The sequence below is a fragment of the Arthrobacter sp. H-02-3 genome, from assembly GCF_003097355.1.
In the GTDB taxonomy this organism is placed as follows: Bacteria; Actinomycetota; Actinomycetes; order Actinomycetales; family Micrococcaceae; genus Arthrobacter; species Arthrobacter humicola.
This window is the reverse complement of the sequence record NZ_PYUI01000004.1, coordinates 180,072-197,885: the sequence shown is the minus strand read 5'-3', so window position 1 is coordinate 197,885 and position 17,814 is coordinate 180,072. Positions and strand designations below refer to the sequence as shown.

10 protein-coding genes are annotated in these 17,814 nt (G+C 68.5%); all 10 read right to left on the bottom strand.

Going from position 1 to position 17,814, the window contains the following annotated elements:
* Window positions 1-25 precede the first annotated feature (25 nt).
* On the bottom strand, window positions 26-952 hold the full coding sequence (locus C9424_RS06385) for a glycosyltransferase (RefSeq protein WP_116766052.1): 927 nt from the start codon (window positions 950-952) through the stop codon (window positions 26-28).
* Entirely contained in the window at window positions 949-1,725 is a 777-nt protein-coding gene (locus C9424_RS06380) for a hypothetical protein (RefSeq protein ID WP_116766051.1), read from the bottom strand. Before C9424_RS06380 ends, C9424_RS06385 begins: the two co-directional genes overlap by 4 nt.
* Window positions 1,722-2,522 carry a CDP-alcohol phosphatidyltransferase family protein gene (locus tag C9424_RS06375; RefSeq protein ID WP_116766050.1) on the bottom strand — a complete coding sequence of 267 codons (801 nt, stop codon included), beginning with the start codon at window positions 2,520-2,522 and terminating at the stop codon, window positions 1,722-1,724. The genes C9424_RS06380 and C9424_RS06375 overlap by 4 nt, the downstream gene beginning before the upstream one ends.
* On the bottom strand, window positions 2,519-3,670 hold the full coding sequence (locus C9424_RS06370) for a DUF1972 domain-containing protein (RefSeq protein WP_116766049.1): 1,152 nt from the start codon (window positions 3,668-3,670) through the stop codon (window positions 2,519-2,521). The genes C9424_RS06375 and C9424_RS06370 overlap by 4 nt, the downstream gene beginning before the upstream one ends.
* A 17-nt stretch (window positions 3,671-3,687) precedes the next feature.
* A complete protein-coding gene (locus tag C9424_RS06365; protein ID WP_116766048.1) occupies window positions 3,688-4,149 on the bottom strand; it encodes an adenylyltransferase/cytidyltransferase family protein in 462 nt (153 codons plus the stop codon).
* 54 nt (window positions 4,150-4,203) lie between these two features.
* A complete protein-coding gene (locus C9424_RS06360; RefSeq protein ID WP_116766047.1) occupies window positions 4,204-5,808 on the bottom strand; it encodes a sugar transferase in 1,605 nt (534 codons plus the stop codon).
* Between the two features lie 602 nt (window positions 5,809-6,410).
* Window positions 6,411-9,245, bottom strand: coding sequence for a LuxR C-terminal-related transcriptional regulator (locus C9424_RS06355; RefSeq protein ID WP_116766046.1), 2,835 nt, complete (start codon window positions 9,243-9,245; stop codon window positions 6,411-6,413).
* Window positions 9,246-9,340: 95 nt separating this feature from the next.
* A complete protein-coding gene (locus C9424_RS06350) occupies window positions 9,341-12,082 on the bottom strand; it encodes a helix-turn-helix transcriptional regulator (protein WP_116766045.1) in 2,742 nt (913 codons plus the stop codon).
* Between the two features lie 237 nt (window positions 12,083-12,319).
* Window positions 12,320-15,031 (bottom strand): LuxR family transcriptional regulator, encoded by a 2,712-nt coding sequence (locus tag C9424_RS06345; protein WP_337189810.1) that lies wholly within the window; start codon window positions 15,029-15,031, stop codon window positions 12,320-12,322.
* On the bottom strand, window positions 15,009-17,753 hold the full coding sequence (locus C9424_RS06340; RefSeq protein WP_116766043.1) for a LuxR C-terminal-related transcriptional regulator: 2,745 nt from the start codon (window positions 17,751-17,753) through the stop codon (window positions 15,009-15,011). The genes C9424_RS06345 and C9424_RS06340 overlap by 23 nt, the downstream gene beginning before the upstream one ends.
* Between the last annotated feature and the right edge of the window lie 61 nt (window positions 17,754-17,814).

The following is a 17,814-nucleotide window of genomic DNA, read 5'->3' as shown; positions in this document are numbered from 1 at the left end:
CGTTCCTGAGCATTGTCTTGTCCCCTTAGTTCAGTTGATGACTGGCCGCGCTGGCACCCAGCGCCGCCACATCCCCGGCCGAAAAGAGGCCGCGGATGCAGTGATCGTTGTGGTTCTCTCCTACATTCGTTCTCATGAGCGCCTGGCCCTGGCTGCCAGGAATGATCGGGAAGTGCCGGGGCACGGGCCCGATCTGGCGGACCGGAATGCCGGCGCGCTGCGCCACCCACTTGAGCCAGATGTCATCGGCGCGCGGGCAGGACTGCAGGAAGCCCTCCCCTCGCAGCCGCAGTTCTTCCAGCATCGCCGGCGGGTAGAGGACCCCGGACACGCCGACGGCGAAGTTCGCCGCGCGTACGGCGGTGTCCCGGGCCCGCGCCCAGGTCGCGTAGCCGGCCACCGTGTCCCCCGCGGTCCCCATGATGCTGACCCAGTGAGCGCTCACCGTATCCGGGTGGCGCTCGCCGGCGTCCACCAGCAACGCCAGCCACGTCGGCGGGTAGAGGATGTCGTCGTCGGCCGTCACGAGCGGCACGGTATGCCGCGGCACGGACGAGACGTAGGGGTAGTACTTGGTGTGCGGGCCGAAGGTGGACGGCCCGTCGTTGGACGCTGCCCGGATTTCCAGGCCCCGGCGTTCGAGGCGGCGCAGCGACGCCGGGCAGCCCTGGATATCCTCAGGCGAATCCAGCCACAGGATGAGGCGTTCCGGCCGGACCGTGCCCCGGGCAATCGATTCGATCCCGAACGCCACCGTGCGGATCCGGTCGCCATGGCTGGTCAGGGACACCACGACGCCGGCGGACCCCGTGAGGGGCCCCCGTGCCAGAAGATTGCGCCCCCGCAGGTAGGCCAGGGCGCACGCGGCCCGCACCCGTTTGGCTGCCTTGCGTGCCCGCCGGACGATACGGCGGTGAGCCGTCGCGGGCAGCCCGCCGGGTGCCGGCGTCACGGAGCGTTCCCGGACGGGGCGCGGCCGGCAAACGTGGCGATGGGCGTCTCGGCTTCCAGGTTGAAGTGGATCTTGACGGTGTCCCGTGCGTCGAGCGGGACAGCGAAGATGAACACCCCGGCGCCGGTGGCGCCCGGCGCAAGGCTTGCCGGGAAGGCCACAGGGTCCGGTCCGCTGAGCTGGCTCGCCGGTGAGTCGTCCTTGCCGTAGCTGAGATCCACCAGCGCCCGGTCGAGTGAGATCGGCGCCGCGGTGCCGTTGACCACCGTGACTTTGAACCGCACGGCGGGCCCGGCCACTTCGCCGATGCCGGTGGCCACGCCCTGGACGGCCGTCATGTCCGTGATGGTCGCCGACACGCCGGCTTTGACCGCTTTCTTGGCCGTCAGTTCCACCGGGGCGGCGGTGGGTTGCGCGATGGCGGCGAGCTCCTGGTCCGATTTGCCGCTCCGGTTCACGGGAGCGGGGTTGACCTCCGGCGGCCCGGACGGGGTCGGCGCCGTGGCTGGTGCACCTGAACCGGCAGCCGGTGCGCCGGCGGCCGGTGCGCCCGAAGCGGCAGCCGGGTCCGGGGATCCAGCGGCGGGAGTGCCGGCCGTGGTGCCGGGCCGGGCTCCCGGCGACGCTCCGCTTCCGGCGGAATAGCTCAGTCCTGAAGCCCAGGCGACGCCGCCGATCGCCAGCAGTGCACAGACCCCGAGGGACGTCGCCACCAGGCGCGCGCGGCGGGTGGTCTTCGGCGCGTCCGCGGGGGTGTTGGCCGGCTTGTTCATGGCCGGGCTCCCTTCGTAACGGGCTGCTCGGGCGCAGGCCGGGAAACCGGCTGGGCGGCGGCGAGTTCACGGAACCACTTCACTGACGCCAGCGCCAGGAACGCCGCCGTGGCAGCGAAGATCAGGGTGTAGACGGTGACGAAGACGGGCAGCACGCCGTAGCTGAGGAAGGACAAGCACAGGACGCCGTAGTCCATCGGGATCACGAGCAGCGAACGGATCCAGGAGCGGCCGCCGGGGTCCGCCACGGACGCCCGTCCGGCCTGGCGCCGCAGTTGTTCGGTCAGGATCATTCCGAAGAACAGGACCGAGGACACCACCGCGGCGCCCAAGGGAACCAGGAGCCACCAGGGTTCGACGGCGCCAAAGCGGTAGAGCCCGACGGCGAGCGCCAGCGGCATCATGGTGGTCTTGACGGCGTCGACCATGTGGTCCAGCCACTCCCCCGCGGGCGAGCCGCCGCCCTGCATCCGGGCCACCTGGCCGTCAGCCGAATCAAAGGCGTAGCCGGCCACGAGGCAAAGCGCCACTCCGATGCCCAGCGCGCCCGATGGCGGAAAGACCATCAGGAGGGCGATCCCGGTGAAGGTGAAGACCGCACTGATGCCCGTCACCGCGTTCGGGCTCAGCCCTGCCCGCAGCGCGGCCGCAGCCAGGAGCCGCCCCAGCCGCCGGTTGATGTAGCGCGAATAGGCCGGGGCGCTGCGCGCGGCCGTCTTCTGGCCGGCAGCCAGGGTCCTGACCGTCTCCCAGTACCCGGCGGCAGCACGGTCGACGTGCGGATCGATGGCAGTCACTGGCCGGCCCCTATGCTTTGCTGGGCTGACGCCGGGAGCCGGTAGGCGCCGCGGGACGAAGGGACCCGCAGGCGCGCGAGGTCACGGCAGAGCTCCTCGTAGCCGTCCGCGACCAGGTCCCAGTTGAAGCGGTGCGCGATCAGCCGCGCTTGTTGTCCCCGCGCGGCCACATCGGAGTGGGGGCCCTCGGCGTCCGCAACCAGCTCGGCGACGTCCTGGGGGTCCGAAAAATACCGGCCGGAGCCTTCCAGGACCTCACGGTTGAACCCGACGTCGAACGCGTTGGTCGCCGTTCCTGCGCCGATGGCGCGAAGGAGCGAGGGATTGGTGCCGCCGACCGAGTGGCCGTGCCAGTACACCAGGGCGTTGGCATACAGCTGGTCCAGCAGTTCCTGGTCCCAGATCCCGCCGATGAAGCGCACCCTGGCGTCCGCGAGGTCGTGGACGGCACTCGTGTAGCGGTTCGAATACGGGGCCGAACCCACCACGATCAGCGGCAGCGTCGATCCGCTGCGGACGAACCCGTCGACGACCAGGTGGACGTGGTTCTCCGGCTCGAACCGGGCCACCACCAGGTGGTAGCCCTGCGGCGTGAGGTCCAGTGCCGCGAGCTTCTCCGCGCTGCCTTTGGCCAGCAACGGTGCGCCGTACGCGAGATAGACGGTGTCGGCGTCGAATCTCTGCCGGTAGTAGTCCTGGATCCCGACGGCGTCGGCGATCAGCGCGTCAGACATCCTGACGGCGAGCCGTTCGACCGTCCGGTAGTACTTCTGGCCGCCCTTGCCCCACTTGGCGCGCTTCCACTCCAGCCCGTCGACGTGCGTGGCCACCGGGATGCCCGCCATCCGGAAGGCCGGCAGGTAGGGTGCGTTGGCGGCGTTGAAGAGGATTGCCGCGTCCGGCTGGTGCCGGAGCAGATGCGCGACGGAGAGACCGGTGTGGCTCAACGTCTCCAGGGACCGCCTGTGCATCGCCGGCAGGTGGACAAGCTCCATGCCCAGGTGCTCGGTGGGCTTGTCCGTTCCCTCGCCCCGGTCCCGGCAGTACACGGTAATGCGGTGTCCGCGTTCCACCAGGCGCCGGCCGACTTCCTCGATCGCGGTTTCGAAGCCGCCGTAGCGGGCGGGGACGCCACGCGTCCCGACCATGGCCACGTGTAGCCCGCTCACCGCCGTGCTCCATGCCGCAGCTGCGACGGCGTTGCGGACTGATTGATCAGTTCCAGTGCCCTGCGCAGGGCCGAGCTGGAGGTGTGGACGGTGTAGGGGAAATAGACCACCTCGACGCCGACGGCGCTAAAGGCCGCTTGCAGCCGTTCGCCCTGGGGGGTGCCCTTCCAGTCGTCGCCCTTGAAGAAGACGTTGAAACGAAGTTCCTCCCAAACCTGGAGCTTGTCCGGGACGACTTCGGCGAAGACCTTGTCCACGTAGCCGATGCTGCCGACGATCTCCATCCTCTCGGCGAGGGGGACGAAGGGCAACCTGCCCTTGACCTGCTCGAGGATTTCATCGGACACGACTCCCGCAATCAGGTAATCGCATTGGCTTTTGGCGTGCTTGAGGATGTTGAGATGCCCGATGTGGAAGAGATCGAACGCCCCCGGGGCATATCCAATTTTGAGACCCATTGTGTACTGCTACCTTCCCGTTCGACGCCGGCCCAGTACCGGCGTTTAGTTCGTCTAATAGGCCCCCACCGGATGAAGAATGACCCTGAACGTTCGCCACAGGATCATGATGTCGCCGGTCAAAGACCAGTTCTCCACGTAGTAGAGGTCCCATCGGACGCTCTCGTCCCAGCCCAGGTTGGACCGGCCGTTGATTTGCCACAGACCCGTGATGCCCGGCTTGATCAGCAGCCGCCGGCTCACGTCCCCCTCATACCCCTCGACTTCGCACGGAAGCTGAGGCCGCGGCCCGACCAGGCTCATGTCCCCCCTCAGGACGTTCCAGAACTGCGGCAGCTCGTCCAGCGAGTACTTCCGGAGCCAGCGGCCGCAGGTGGTGATCCGGGGATCGTTCTTGAGCTTGAACAGCAGCCCCGCTCCCTCGTTGAGGTCCCGCAGTGCCGCCAGGTCCTGTTCGGCGGTAGTGACCATGGAACGGAACTTGACCATCTTGAACCGCTTGCCGTTGCGGCCGACCCGCTCCTGGCGGAAGAACACCGGTCCTTTGCTGTCGCGGACAATGATCCAGGCCAGGGCGCCGAGCAGGGGTGAGAGGATCAGGAGGGCCGCGGCGGATGCCACGATGTCCACGAGCCGTTTGAGCGTGTGCTTGCCGCCGGTGAACCGGGGCAGTTCCACGTGCATGAGGGGCAGTCCCTCAACGGGACGCCAATGAATCCGGGGACCGGCGACGTCGGTCAGGCTCGAGGCCAGTACGAGGCCGGCGCGGGTGCCTTCCAGGGCCCACCCCAGCTGCCGGATGGACCGGGTACCGCCCTGGAGCCGTCCCGCCACCACCACGGCGTTCGCGCCTGTTTCGGCGACCTTCTCCGCGACCGAGTCGACGTCGCACAGGACAGGAACCCTCTGGGCGGAAATTTGCACGTGGCTTTCGGTGTAGCCGGCGGGCAGGGCTGCCCCCACGACCTCGTAGGCGGCACCGGAGACCTTGCCGAACTGCCGGATCACGTACTCGACGTCCGACGGTTCCCCGACGACGATCACCTTGGACAGGTAGTGGCCGAAGAGTCTCTGGCGGTTCAGCCAGCCGCGCCACTGCCACCGGTTGATCAGCAGCAGCAGGGCACCGGCCGGAAGCGCGAGGGCAAAGTGGCTGCGGACCACATCGATGCCCGCGACGATCACGATGATGGCGATGCCGCCGAAGACGCCCAGGGTGGCGTCGAGGACCCGCTTGTATTCCTCGGAGCCGATGCCGAGGACGGTCTCCTCACGGGTGCGGTGCACTTCGAGCGCCAGGACCCAGGCCACGACGAAGGCAATGCTGACGGCGAGGTACGACCCGCCCGCTCCGCCGCGTGACAAAACAGGTCCGCCTTCCTCGAAGTGGAAGGCGTAGGCGGCGGCGACGGCGATCGCAACGATGGCGGCGTCCGTGATGCGGAGCCAGCGGCGGTAGCGTTTGGCCCAGGACTTGCCCGAGTCCACCAGCTCCGCGTCCGCCAGCGCGGCCGGAGCGTTCTGGCTGCGGCCTGCATCGGCGGCGGCCCAGGGCTGGCCGAGCGGTCCGGCGCTCGAAGCCAGGACCGGCTGGGTCCGGCGCGTCAGGCGGCTCCCCCGTGACCGGTATCCCCGGCGGCGCTCATCGACGGCGCTCATGCCGGGTCCGCGTTTCTCAGCGGCGCGGACCCGGGTGCAGACCGGTTAAGGGAGCCGGCGGCGGCTGGGGGGAGAGCCTCGGTCTCAGAAGGCTCTGACGCCGCCGGCTCCGACCTTGGCGCACGGCTGCCGGTGAAGGCACCGTACGATTCCAATGAAGGAGTTCGGTGTAGGGAGGTAATGGCACGACCACCTCTAATGGTGGCAGTGGCTGCTCCAGCAAGCAAGATGGATTTTGAGGCCACACTTTCCTGCAGGTCATACCCGCGGTCGATTACCGCCCTGAAGTTCCTCATTTTGAGACCTTTGTGAGTTGTTCGTGGGACTGACTTAAGTCAATCGCCAGGACCGGATCTACACACGAGTAGCGTTTACCCGACTTCTGTCGGCCAGTTTGCGGCCGCACTACTTGGGGATACTCCCGCCGGCACTCCGGGCCACCCGTGCTGTACGCGGCCGCCCGCGCAGCCGGGGGCCCAGGTGTGGGCGCAAGTGCCGGAGGGGGTGGGCCTGAGGGCGCGGCAGACCGTCATGGCCTCACGAGGGCCGGTCAGAGGCGTCAGCGGGCCGGTCAGAGGTGACGGGAGCCAGGGAGTGCAGTGTCAGGGGTGAGGCGTGCCGAGGTCCAGGAGGTCCGCGCGCCGGCCGACGCCGAGCTTGGCGAAGATCCGGGACAGGTGACCCTCCACGGTCCGCTGCGACACACACAGGGCGGCGGCGATCTCGCCGTTCGTGGCACCGCCGGACACCAGTTCCAGAACTTCGGCCTCCCGGGGGGTCAGCGCGGCGCCATGATCGTTATGGACAAGCTCCAGCTGCGCCGACATCCCGGCCTCGACGAGGCGGTGATGGACCCTGCGCTGGACTGCGGTAAGCCTCCACCGGTCCGGATCGTCGGCCAGGATCCGCTCCGCCTGCTGGGCGGCTTCAAGGGCCAGGAGCCCGTGGCCGCCGTTGAGCGCATCGTCGCTGATGCCAATGAGGTCGGCAGCGTCGCAGGCCGAAACCGCTCGCGCATAGGACTCCAGCAGGCGCGCCTCCGGGCCTTCGACTGCGCTGCTGCTGAGCGCGAGGGCTTCGGCTCCCGAGGTGTCGCCGCTGCGGAACGCGAGCCGCCTGATATCGGTTTCAACGCCCCGCAGACCCTCGCGCAGCGCCTCATCCGCCAGCCGGGCCAGGGCCCGGGCACTGTTCCCGTCCGGCCCGTCTCCGGGGTCCGCCGCCAGGCAGTACGCTTCCGCCATTAGGCGAAGGGTTGTCGGTTCCCGGTAATCCGAAAGCCGGTAGGCCAGCGAATGCTGGCCGGCCTCACGGTGGCGTCCGACGGCTGCAGCCGCGTAGGCTGCGACGGCATGGGCAAAGGGCAGGAGGTTGAGGGGGTCGGCTATGGTGAGTTCTTCCACGCCGAGCCGCACCTCGGCGAGGCTTTCGCGCATCCTGCCCTGGCGAAGCCTCGAATACCCCCGCATGAGGTGGAGCATGCCGCCGCTGTAGAGCAGCCGTCCGGGCTCACGGGCCGCGTAATCGTCCAGGACCTGTCCCAGTCCGTCCCAGTCCCCTGCCCGGATCAGGTTGAGGCAGTGGCGTACTACAAGGTCCTCATACACCAGGGGCAGCGCCACGCTTGCGCTGCGGGCGCCGTTCCATGCCTCGCCGTCCAGGCGAAGTCCTGTCCGCAGGCGGCCCTGAGCCGTTAGGAGTTCGGCGAGGCGGGAAACTGCCGGGACAAGGATTTCGGGATTGGTGCCAGCCGATTCAATGAGTTCGCGCAACCCGGTTCCGGCTCCCAGGAAGCGGCTGTCCCACGTGCGGCTCATCAGTTCTGCGGCCAGTCCGGCGGCGGCGGCCCCGTCCCGGAGCTGTTCCTCCGGATCGAGCATCGAAGGCTGCGTCGACGGCACGGCTGGCAGCGCCAGCGAATCCACGGCCGACGAATCCACAGCGGACGGCGGTTCCCCAGCGGACAGCGGTTCCCCAGCGGACAGCGGTTCCCCAGCGGACAGCGGTTCCCCAGCGGACAGCGGTTCCCCAGCGGACAGCGGTTCCCCAGCGGACAGCGGTTCAAGGGCCAGAACAGAGCCCGGGGGCGGGTTCCCCGCGTCGGCGGGCAGTCTCCGGGCCGGCGTCGCGGACCCGATCCGGGCCGCGAGCAGGGCGGCCAGATAGGACGACCGTCCGGCGCGTAGCGGCTGCGCGGACTCCAGGGATGCAACGGCGGCCTCGGGGTGCCCGAGGATGTAGTTCGAATACGCCAGCTGGATACGCGCTTCGGAGAGGAACCGGACGTCCCGGATGGCCCCGGCAGCCCGGGCGGCAGTCACAGGATCCAGGGCCGTGTTCGCGGCGACAGCGGCGTGCAGCAGCTGGACCGGAGGGATCTCCACGCCGCAGTCCAAGGACCACCGCAACCGGTTCAGGGCCGCTCCCGGCACGGCGGCCCGCGCCGAGGGAAACGACAGCACGCTTGAGCGCAGGGCCGAACTGCGGCCGGCCGGGACCCGGTGCCGGATGATCTCGCCGACAATCGGACTCGCGGGCCGTACCAGCCGGTCGTGCCCGGCTGAGACAGCGATGATTCCTGCCGTGTCCAACGCATCGACGGCTTTCGGACCGCTGATCCGCAGGATCTGGGCCAGGGAGAGCGGTCCGGCCAGGGCAACGATCGTGGCTGCGGTCTTCTCCTCCGGCGTCATGGAGCGCAGCTGCCGGTCAACGACATCGGCGGCGGGCACCTGGGCCATGTCCGGGTTGGCCAGGAGGAACCATACGCCGTGCCGGAAACCCAGTGCGCCGCTGCTACGGGCATGCTGAATCAGGGACATCAGCATGAGGGGGTTCCCGTCTGCCGCATCATGAAACAGCGCGCTGACCCACGGGGAGACGTCGGCCCGCAGGACCTGTTCGCACAGCTGGTGTGTTCCGGTCCGGCTGAGCGGGGAAAGATCGAATTTGGCAATGATTCCGTCGTCCCACAAGGACAGGAATTCTTCCGGGATCATCGGCCCGGGCCGGCATGCCACCAGGATACCTGCGGCGCCGGTGGCAGCGGCCTGCGCCAGCTGCCGGACAGTCCCGTGGTCGAGGCAATGCGCGTCGTCGACGACGAACAGAGGGCGTTCCGCTTCCGACTTCAGGCTGCCCGCCATCGCCTCCACGACAGCGGCATAGGAGTCGAGTTCACGGTCGGGAAGCCGGGACAGGTACGGCGCCAGGGCGCCAAAGGGAACGGCGGCCAGAGCCGGGGTGGCCGTTAGCCGGATAATGTGACTGCGGGGACCGAGTTCGCGGATGACGGCCTTTACGATGGCGGTCTTGCCCGTCCCGGCCCCGCCGACCACGAGTGCACCTGACCTGGTGTCGTCGCGCAGGCAACGCACCAGGTCCTTGACCAGCGCCGATCGCTCGATCAGCGGGGCGGTCTCAGTCAGGCTTTCCATCGCCGGTTCTTCCTGCCGTCCTCTGCTTGCCCGGGACAGCTGCCCGGAGCGTGCCGGCGTCAGCCGTCCGGGCAGTTGCCCGGACCGTGCCGGCGTCAGCCGAGCCGGGAGCTGTCTGCCGGAGTTGAGATGACATCTTTGAGTTCCGATCGGCTGGCGACATGCAGCTTCGAATACACCTGGTAGAGGTGTCCCTCGACCGTGCGGACCGATACGTGCATCTGTTCCGCGATCTTGCGGTTGGACGTGCCGGCAGCGGCGCGGACCGCGACTTCGCATTCCCTCGCCGTCAGCGTCGAGGTGGTGAGCGAATGCAGACCGTTTTTGGGACTGCCGAACTTGTCATCGAGCGACTGCTGCGCCCGCTGGGCGATCCGCAGCGCGATCCGGTTGCCGGCATCGTTGGCGCAGCTGACGGCTTTCCGGGCCGCGTCCCTGGCGAAGACGGCGTTGCCGGATGCGTCAGCGTCCTTGGACGCCCCCAGCAATTGTTCGCTGTCGGCCTCCCTCATGCCCTCGGCCAGCCGTGAGCACAGGGCCGCGAATTGTCCGGTCACCCGGCTGCTCAGGCTGTCCAGCTTCTGGCCCATCTGGCGGTCTCCCAGCCGGGCGGCCGCGGACAGGAACAGGAGCGCCGGGGCCAGGGCCGAGGATTCCGTGTCGCTGTCTGCCTCGGCCGTGAGGGCGCGGATGGACATGGCCCTCTGCCCGAGCTCGGCTTGGGCCGAGAGTTCGAAGTAACGGGTGAGCCGTCCAACCAGCCACGCCGCTGGTGTCCCGGGCTGGGCAAGGTCGCCCAGCAGGACGGCAGCCGTTTCCTCCTCGCCCTGCAGGGCGGCGGCATAGGCACAGACCGCGGTAGCCAGGCCCGCCAAGGCGTCGGGGTCCTGGGCCAGGAGCTGCCACCTGCCCGCTTGAAGCCTGGACAGGGCATCGTCGAGATGTCCGGAGTGCAGGTCAATGACGCCCTGCCCGATCTCGAACATCCCCCCGAGCCGGGTCTGGGGCTCTCCGCCGCCATACGTCTCCTCGAGGTAGGCGGATGCCTCCCTGAACTTGGCCGAGAGCAGCAGCAGGAGCAGGAACCTGCCGCGGATCTCGCGGACCGCGCGGTCCGTGAGCCGCACGTTCGCGGTGGCCGCCAGGATCTGCTTGCCCAGGACCATCGCGTGCACGACGTTGCCGCTGACAGCCAGGGCCTCGCAGCGCACGCTGGCGGTCACAAGCCGCGGTTCGCTGCCCAGGTCCGCCGTGTCCATGCTGTCGGTCGTGGCAAGGACATCGGCGTAGCGTCCCTGGAACGCGGCGAGCTCGGCCTCGGCCAGGCGCAGCTGCTCCCGCGCCGCGCTGACGGCGGAGCCGCGCTCCGCAGGCTCGGCAGCGAGCCGCTCCGCGAGTTCCCGCAGCCGTGCCCGGGGATCGGTTCCCGGGGCAGTGCTGCGTTTTTCCAGCTCTGCGCGCAGCAGCTGCAGGGCCGTCCATTCGGCCAGCGGAAGCTCCCCGCGGGCTTCTTCGTCCAGCGACTCCAGGACCCGGTGTGCGGACTCATCGTTGTTTACCGAGATGTGGGCGGTCACCGATTCGATGGCCAGGGGGACGGCGGGCTCGCCGCCGTCGATCTCCTGGACGAACCGCAGGGCGGCTGCGGGGTCGGACGCGCTGTTGGCTGCGCGGGCCGCCGCCAGGGCGACCTCCGCGCTCACCTGCTCCCCGCAGTCCAGCGCCCAGGCGACGCCGGTGGAGCCACCGGCGTCCAGGGCGTCGGACTCCTGGAGCACGGCGGTGAGCCGGCGGCGGAGTTCGGCGCTGCGTCCGGGCGGGACAACGCTCGCGACGATTCCGGCCGTCACCGGGTTGGCGACGCTGACCATCGGCGGATGGTCATGGGTCACCCGGATCAGGGTCCGCTCCTGGAGCGCGTCCATATCCTGGGGGTTGGCGATGAGCATGAGGGTCTGCAGCGGGACCGCCCCGGCAAGGGCCAGCAGTTCAAAGACGTCGCGCTGGCCGGTGCCGAGCCGGTTCAGGCGGGCCTTCACGACGTCCCGGATCTCGCCCGTCAAGGCGATCGGGCCGTTGCCCAGGAACCATACGCCGTCCTGGCGGACCACTGTGCCCAGCTTGATCTGTTCGCGGGCCAGGGAGTGGAGGAACAGGGCGTTGCCCCCGCTCGCGCTCCAGAGCGCACGGGCGGCCGTCAAAGAGAACCTGCCGCCGTATTCGTGGTGCAGTGTTGCGGCCGTCTCGGCGAAGTCAAACGGGCCAAGGTCCACCCGCCGGAGCAGGTCATCCTTCCACAGGCCCATGATGTCGCCGCCGACGTGAGGCATGTCCACGCACGCCGCCAGCAGCGTGACATGGGCACCTGCGCTCAGCTGAGCCACCATCATGCTCGAGAGCTCGTCGAGGTCATGGGCGTTGTCCACGAAAAGGACGATCTGCCGCCCCTCGGACTTGTTGTGCAGCAGCTGGGTCAGCCCGCGCAGCACCATCAGTGGGTGCTCGAGGTGGGAGGCGTCGAGGTCGTTCAGGAGGACGCTCAGGGCACCGTAGGGAAGTTTGGAGGAGATCGAGCTGCCCCTGACCTGGACCACCAGGTACTCGTCGCCGAGCTGCTCAATGGCGCGCTGGGCGATAAAGGATTTGCCGGCCCCGTGGTCGCCCACGAGGACTATGCCGCACCCGGAACCCGACGTCAGGGTTTGCACGACGTCGGCAACGAGCTGTTGGCGGGTGAAGGGTCTGTCTTTGTTCCGGCCGTGGCCGTTTCGTTGCGCCGGAAACATTGCTTCTGTCTGGCCGCTGCCCGCAGGCAAGCCGGCGTCTTGCTGGAACATATGAGAGACCTTCGCAATCAAAGTTTTGAGCGGTGATACCTCCACCGTATTGACTACGCGTATTTTCGGTATGCGTAAGTAGTACTCGATTACGCAGCGAGTATTCGGCCGGCTCTACGTAGCTGTACTCAGTTGCGGCCACACGGCTGCCGGGTCCAAACCAAGTAGTCGGAACGCCGCCTCACGTGTCCCTGAGCGTAGTCTCCCGGAGCCCCGGACCAGTGGCTGCCTCCGGGCTTAGCGACCGCCAATTCCGGGGAGCTGTTCACGGCCCTTGACGTTGAGCTTAGCGTAGCTGCGGTAGAGGTGGCCCTCAACCGTCCGGACGGAAACCTGGAGTTCGGCGGCGATCTGGCGGTCGGTCAGGCCGCGTACTGCGAGCGCCACAATGTCGCGTTCCCGGCGGGTCAGGATGCCCAGCGAGTCGTCGTTCTTGGCCGTTTCCTCACCGGGAAGGTCGTCGGCCCGGTCCAGGCACCGCTTCCGCTGCGAGTTCGCCATGCGCTCCCTGAGGGTATCGCCCGCGGCCCGGTAGGCGTGCGCCGCCGCGTCGTAGGCAAGGGCGGCGAAGGTCCACAGTTCCGCAGCCTCACAGGTCTTCGCGGCCTCCAGGTGGTCTGCGGCGTTGTCCGTGCTGATGGCTGCGGCATAGGCGCAGATCGCGGCCGGCCGGGGGCCCTCGAGCCCGGCCTGCAGTTCCAGTAGCTGGGGCGCCGAGTCGGTGTCCCCTAAGGCCAGGCAAAGGGCCAGAGCCTCGAGTTCGAGGCCGGCTGTGTTCATCTCCGGGTGCGGGCGGCCGAGGCGCTTCAGTTCGGCGATGGCGCCGGGGTAGTTCCCGAGCCGGGCTTTTCCATAGACCACGGCCATCATGGCCAGGGAGTGCATGTACCGCGGCAGCGCCGCCGGGGCGGCCTCGAAGTCGGCAAGGAAAAGCTCCGCTTTCGTCTGCGCACCGACTTCGGCGGCCGCCGCGAAAGCCATGGCCGCCGTGAGGGCGAACAGCTGCTGGGGATCGGTGAGCCGCAGCGCTTCGAGCGCGGCGCTGAGGGTGTTCAGCGCCTGCGCGGCCTTGCCCTGGTACAGGAGGATGATGCCGTGGGCCGCGTGGACTCCCCCGCCGAACGAAATCAAGCTTGGCCCCGACCCGGCGACAAAGGCGGCCAGGAGGTTTTCCGCGGCCTGCCAGTCCCCGGCCTGGATCGCGGCGGCGGCCGACCGGACCACGAGGAAATCCGTGAGGAAGTACAGCTCATCGTGGTCGGCTCCGGCGGCCTCGACTGCCTGCGACATCACGGCAAAGGCGCTCAGTCCTTTGCCGGTGGCCAGGAGCCGCTCCGCGTCGAGGGAGAGCCGGAACGCCGCCTCGAGGTTGTTGGCCGCCGGCCGGGTAGCGGCCGCGTCCGCCGTGGCAGGAGTCTGCGGGTACTCGCCTGCCAGTGCCAGGACCATGGCTTCCATGGTGTTCAGTCGCTCCGTTATCGCGGCGCGAATGGCTTCGGCGTTCTCCGGCTGGGCCTCGGCCAGGTGTTCACCGGCAGGCTGCAGCGCCTGTGCCCGTTGCATGATCTCGGCAGGCGTGTACCCCAGTGCGCACATCACCGCGGCCCACAGGAGGGATCCGGTCAGCAGGCTGGTGAGGTTGCCGCCCTGGCCGAAATCGGCGTCGAGGATTTCCCAGGCAGCAACGTAGTCGGAGGCGTTGTAGCGGGTCCGAGCTATCACGGCGCGGGCCGCCATCTGCAGGTCCGGGTCCTTGACGAGAGCGGCCGCCTTGCGGGCGAGATCGTCCTCGTAGAGCCGGCTGGCCAGGACGGCGGCCCTCAGGAGCTGGCGGTCCTCGACCTCCGCGCCGCATTCGATCGACCAGCTCACGTGGCGCAACAGTCCTTCGGCCGACGTCGGCTCGCTGTCCATGCGGCGCAGCAGGCTCTGGCGCAGCTGGAGGCTCCTGGCCGGCGAGATCAGGTTTCGCAGGGTGTCCCCGTACACGGTGTGCCACAGCCGCAGCTCACCGCCGGCGGAGCCCGTGACACGAATCAGTTCGCTTTCGATCAGCGACCCCACGGCCTCTTCCCCGGCCACGGACTCGATCAGTTCACGGGACACGGGTTCGGCCAGGGCCACCAGGTTCAGTGCCTGCCGCTCTTCCGGCGAGCGCAGCAGCAGCTGGCGGCGCACGACGTCGGTCAGCCGGTCCCCGTGGCTGTTCAGATGCCGGGTGAACAACCAGACACCGTTGCGGCGCAGCAGCGTCCCGTCCTTTTTGGCGTCGTCGAGGAGCCCGTTGAGGAGCATCGGGTTGCCGCCGGAGGCCTCCCAGAGGATCTCCGCGACGTTGGGCAGCACCTGCGAGCCGAGCTCGCCCTCCAGCATTTCTGTGGTCTGAGCCAGGGTGAGGGGCCGCAGGTCATGCCGCTCGGCGATGCCTTCAAACCACAGCTGCAGGAGCGGCTCCGGCAGTCCGGGCCGGGCGGCGGCGCCCACCAGCAGTTTCGCCCAGCCTGCCGCGGCCAGCTCGGCCAGGATTCCCGCCGTCGCCTCATCGAGGTCGTGGGCGTCGTCGACGATGAGCAGCAGGGGCTTCTGGGTGGCGCGCTTCTCTTCTTCCAGGTGCGACCACAGCGTCCTCAGCACGGCCAGCTGCGATGTCGCCTCCTGGACCGGGAGTTCGACGATGAAGGGGCCAAGGACACCGTAGGGAACCTTCGTCAGCGACGCACTGCCGTGAATCCGCACCGGCGTCACGTCCGGGCCCAGCTCCGCGACCACGGCTTCGATGAGCCTGGACTTGCCCATCCCGCTTTCGCCGAGGACGAATACCGCCACATGGCTGCCGCCCTGAAGGGACTCCACGGCCGACATCAAATCTTCCGACCTCCCGGTCAAGGCGCGGGACGCCTCGGTGCCGGGGGCTCCCGCCGTGCCCCTAGATGAGTCCAAGCAGATCACTTCGCGAAGAAACGCCGAGCTTCGTGAACACCTGGTACAGGTGGCCCTCCACTGTTCTGACGGAAATGCCCACTTCTAGGGCGATGTCCTTGTTCGAAACCCCGTTCCCGGCAAGGGTGGCGATCTGCCGCTCCCGTTCCGTGAGCAGAGGGCCTTTGTTGCGGGGCATGATCGGCAGCGCCGGTACCGACTCCGAGAGGCTCTCGAGCATGCTGTAGGCGGTGTTGGCGCTGGCGGTCAGTCCGGCGCCCTTGGCGAAATCGAACGCGAGCGCCGCGCACCTGGCCTGGACGGCGTCCAGCTCCAGGGCCGCGGCCTGCTCGGCGGCTTGGAGCATGATCGCGGCATCCTTCTTCCGGCTGCCGACGGCGACCGTACGGGACAGTTCGGCCAGCGGCCCCTGCCTCAGCCCGGCGATTTCCTCCATGTAGAGATAATCCTTGACGGTTCCGTTGACGGTGGCCCCGAGCATGCAGATGCCGGCGAGGGTGTAGCGGCCTTTCCGGAAATGTGCCTCTGCGGACCGGACCAGCCGGTCCTTGGCCTCCGGGTCGCCGAGCCACCGCGAGGCCATGTCCATGCAGAACTCCGTGGAGCTGCTGACGGCGAAGCGGGCCGGTCCGTCAGCCGAGCGGGCGCGGTCCAGGTAGATGGTTGCCTGGACCGAGTTGCCGGTCTGGGCGTAGGCAAAGGCGGTTGCGGCGTAGGCCTGGCGCAGGGACTGCAGGCTCGCCCGGACCTCAAGCTGGGCGATTGCGGCCAGCAGCGGGTCCAGCGCCATGTAGCCGCGGCCGGCATAGACGTACGCGAGACCGACGGCGAGGTCGGTGGCGGCGCTGCCGGAATGGAGTCCGTGCCCGGCCCGGCCGCTCGCGTCCTTGAGCATGTCGATGGCCTGGCGCCACAGGCCGGACAGGAGCAGGACGTTGTAGGAGCGCCAGGCGAAGTTTTCGCGGATGCGCGGCACGTTGGACCACTCGCCCAGCTGGCCGCCGAGTTCCCGCATGAGTTTTTTGGCGTCGAGTTCCCGGCCCGTCATGGACAAGGCTTCCATCAGGATGATGGCCGAGCGGAGCCGGTGCACGGGGTCCGCGCCCGGGACGTCGGTGGTGGCCGCGGCGGTGAGGCGGGCCATCATGGGCTCGAAATCCCCGATGAAAGAGAAGTAGTTGAACTCGCACAGATCCAGGCGCAGCGCGGCCCGCGAGAGTGCGGCGGGGCTGGCGGCTGGCTCGTCCAGGCTCAAGTCCTGTAGCCGGACCCGGGCCTGCCGGAGGAGTTCGGGGACCTTGCCGGAGCGGTCTTCCAGCCAGGCCATGCAGTCGGCTTTCGCCGCAATGAATTCGGCGAAGGTCTCGGCCTCGAGGTCGTTGACCTGCCGCTCCGAGACATCGTCCAGCGCCGACATGGCCTGAAGGGGCAGGCCGAGCTGGAGGTAGGCCGCCGATTTCTGGAGCTGTCCCTCGGCCCATTCAGGGTCCGAGGGAGAGAGGCTCCCGGCGCATTTGAGGGCAAACTTCGGGTCAAAGAGCTTGACGGCGGCGCTGGCGGCCGCCAGCGCGTGCGCGGGTGCCAGCTGGGCGTGGCAGTCGTGGGTCCAGGCCGCATAGGCGAGCAGGTCCTCGACGGTGAGTTCGTCGAGTTCCTGTTCCTGGTGTCCGGGGACTTTGTCCCGCAGCTCCAGCCGGCGCTCCACACTGAGCCAGTTCCGGACGATGTCGCCGAGGTAGCGGTCGCCCAGGGTGACGAGGTGCCGGTCCGTGCGGTCCACGACGATCTGGCCGGCCTCTTCCATGTCGGCGATGATACCGGGGCTGTACATCCGGGCGAGCCGTGACAGGGGCAGCGTCCGGGCGCAGGAGAGGACGTCGATGACCTCCCGCGCTTCGGGTGTTTCCCTGGCGTATCTGGCCCGGACAATGTCCTCCAGCGCCGTCCGGCCGTCGAGCACGACCTCATCGACCAGGGTCCAGACGGATCCGGACAGGACAAGGTTTCCGCGTTCGATCTGTTCTGATACGACGGCCTGCAGGAGCGTGGGGCTGCCGCCGACCAGTTGGTGCAGCTGGCTTGCCAGGGCCGTCGAGACCCGGTGGCCCAGGGCTGACTGCAGGACCTCCAGCGTTTCGAGCTCGGTCAGGTTGGCGAGCCGGACCTCGGCAAGCTGGCCCGAGGTGATGAGCCAGTAGAAGTCAGGCGGAAGGTCCGTGGTGCGCTGGGCCGTGGCGATCAGCCGGGCGGTGCGGGTCTGCAGCAGGTTCAGCAGGACCCCGGTACTGAGTTCATCGAGGGCGCCGGCGTTGTCCAGCAGGATCACGCACTGGCGGCCGGCGGCGTCGTCGCGGATCAGGGACGTAATTCCGTGCAGGATGGCAGTCGGCGAGCCAAGGGAGCTCTGCGGGAGCCGAGCCAGGGTGAAGGCGAGGCAGCCGTACGGCGTTGCCGACCCCGGTCCTGTGCTGCGGAGCTGGATGGTGTACACCTCGGGGCCGAACCCCGCGAGGGCAGTCCTGCCGACGAGGGTCTTGCCTACGCCGCGGTCGCCGGTGATAACAACGCCCATCCGGTCCTGCGCAAGCAGTTCCGTCCGGACGCGCTCGGCATCGGCGTTCCGCGCCAAACCGGACCATCCGTGCCTCGCGACCGGACCGGCGGCATGTTCTTCTTCGGCGGGTGCCAATGTAGTGGAAACATTCCCCCAGCCCAGCGAATCCCTCGACATGTAGTTTCCTTCGTACCGCTTTGTAGACAGCAACCCCAGACTGCCCACTTAGAAGTAGCGT

Coding starts and splice junctions, on each gene's coding strand:
- C9424_RS06355 (WP_116766046.1), bottom strand. CDS start 9,245: ATGGAAAGCCTGACTGAGACCGCCCCGCTGATCGAGCGATCGGCGCTG.
- C9424_RS06380 (WP_116766051.1), bottom strand. CDS start 1,725: ATGAACAAGCCGGCCAACACCCCCGCGGACGCGCCGAAGACCACCCGC.
- C9424_RS06340 (WP_116766043.1), bottom strand. CDS start 17,753: ATGTCGAGGGATTCGCTGGGCTGGGGGAATGTTTCCACTACATTGGCA.
- C9424_RS06370 (WP_116766049.1), bottom strand. CDS start 3,670: ATGGTCGGGACGCGTGGCGTCCCCGCCCGCTACGGCGGCTTCGAAACC.
- C9424_RS06365 (WP_116766048.1), bottom strand. CDS start 4,149: ATGGGTCTCAAAATTGGATATGCCCCGGGGGCGTTCGATCTCTTCCAC.
- C9424_RS06360 (WP_116766047.1), bottom strand. CDS start 5,808: ATGAGCGCCGTCGATGAGCGCCGCCGGGGATACCGGTCACGGGGGAGC.
- C9424_RS06350 (WP_116766045.1), bottom strand. CDS start 12,082: ATGTTCCAGCAAGACGCCGGCTTGCCTGCGGGCAGCGGCCAGACAGAA.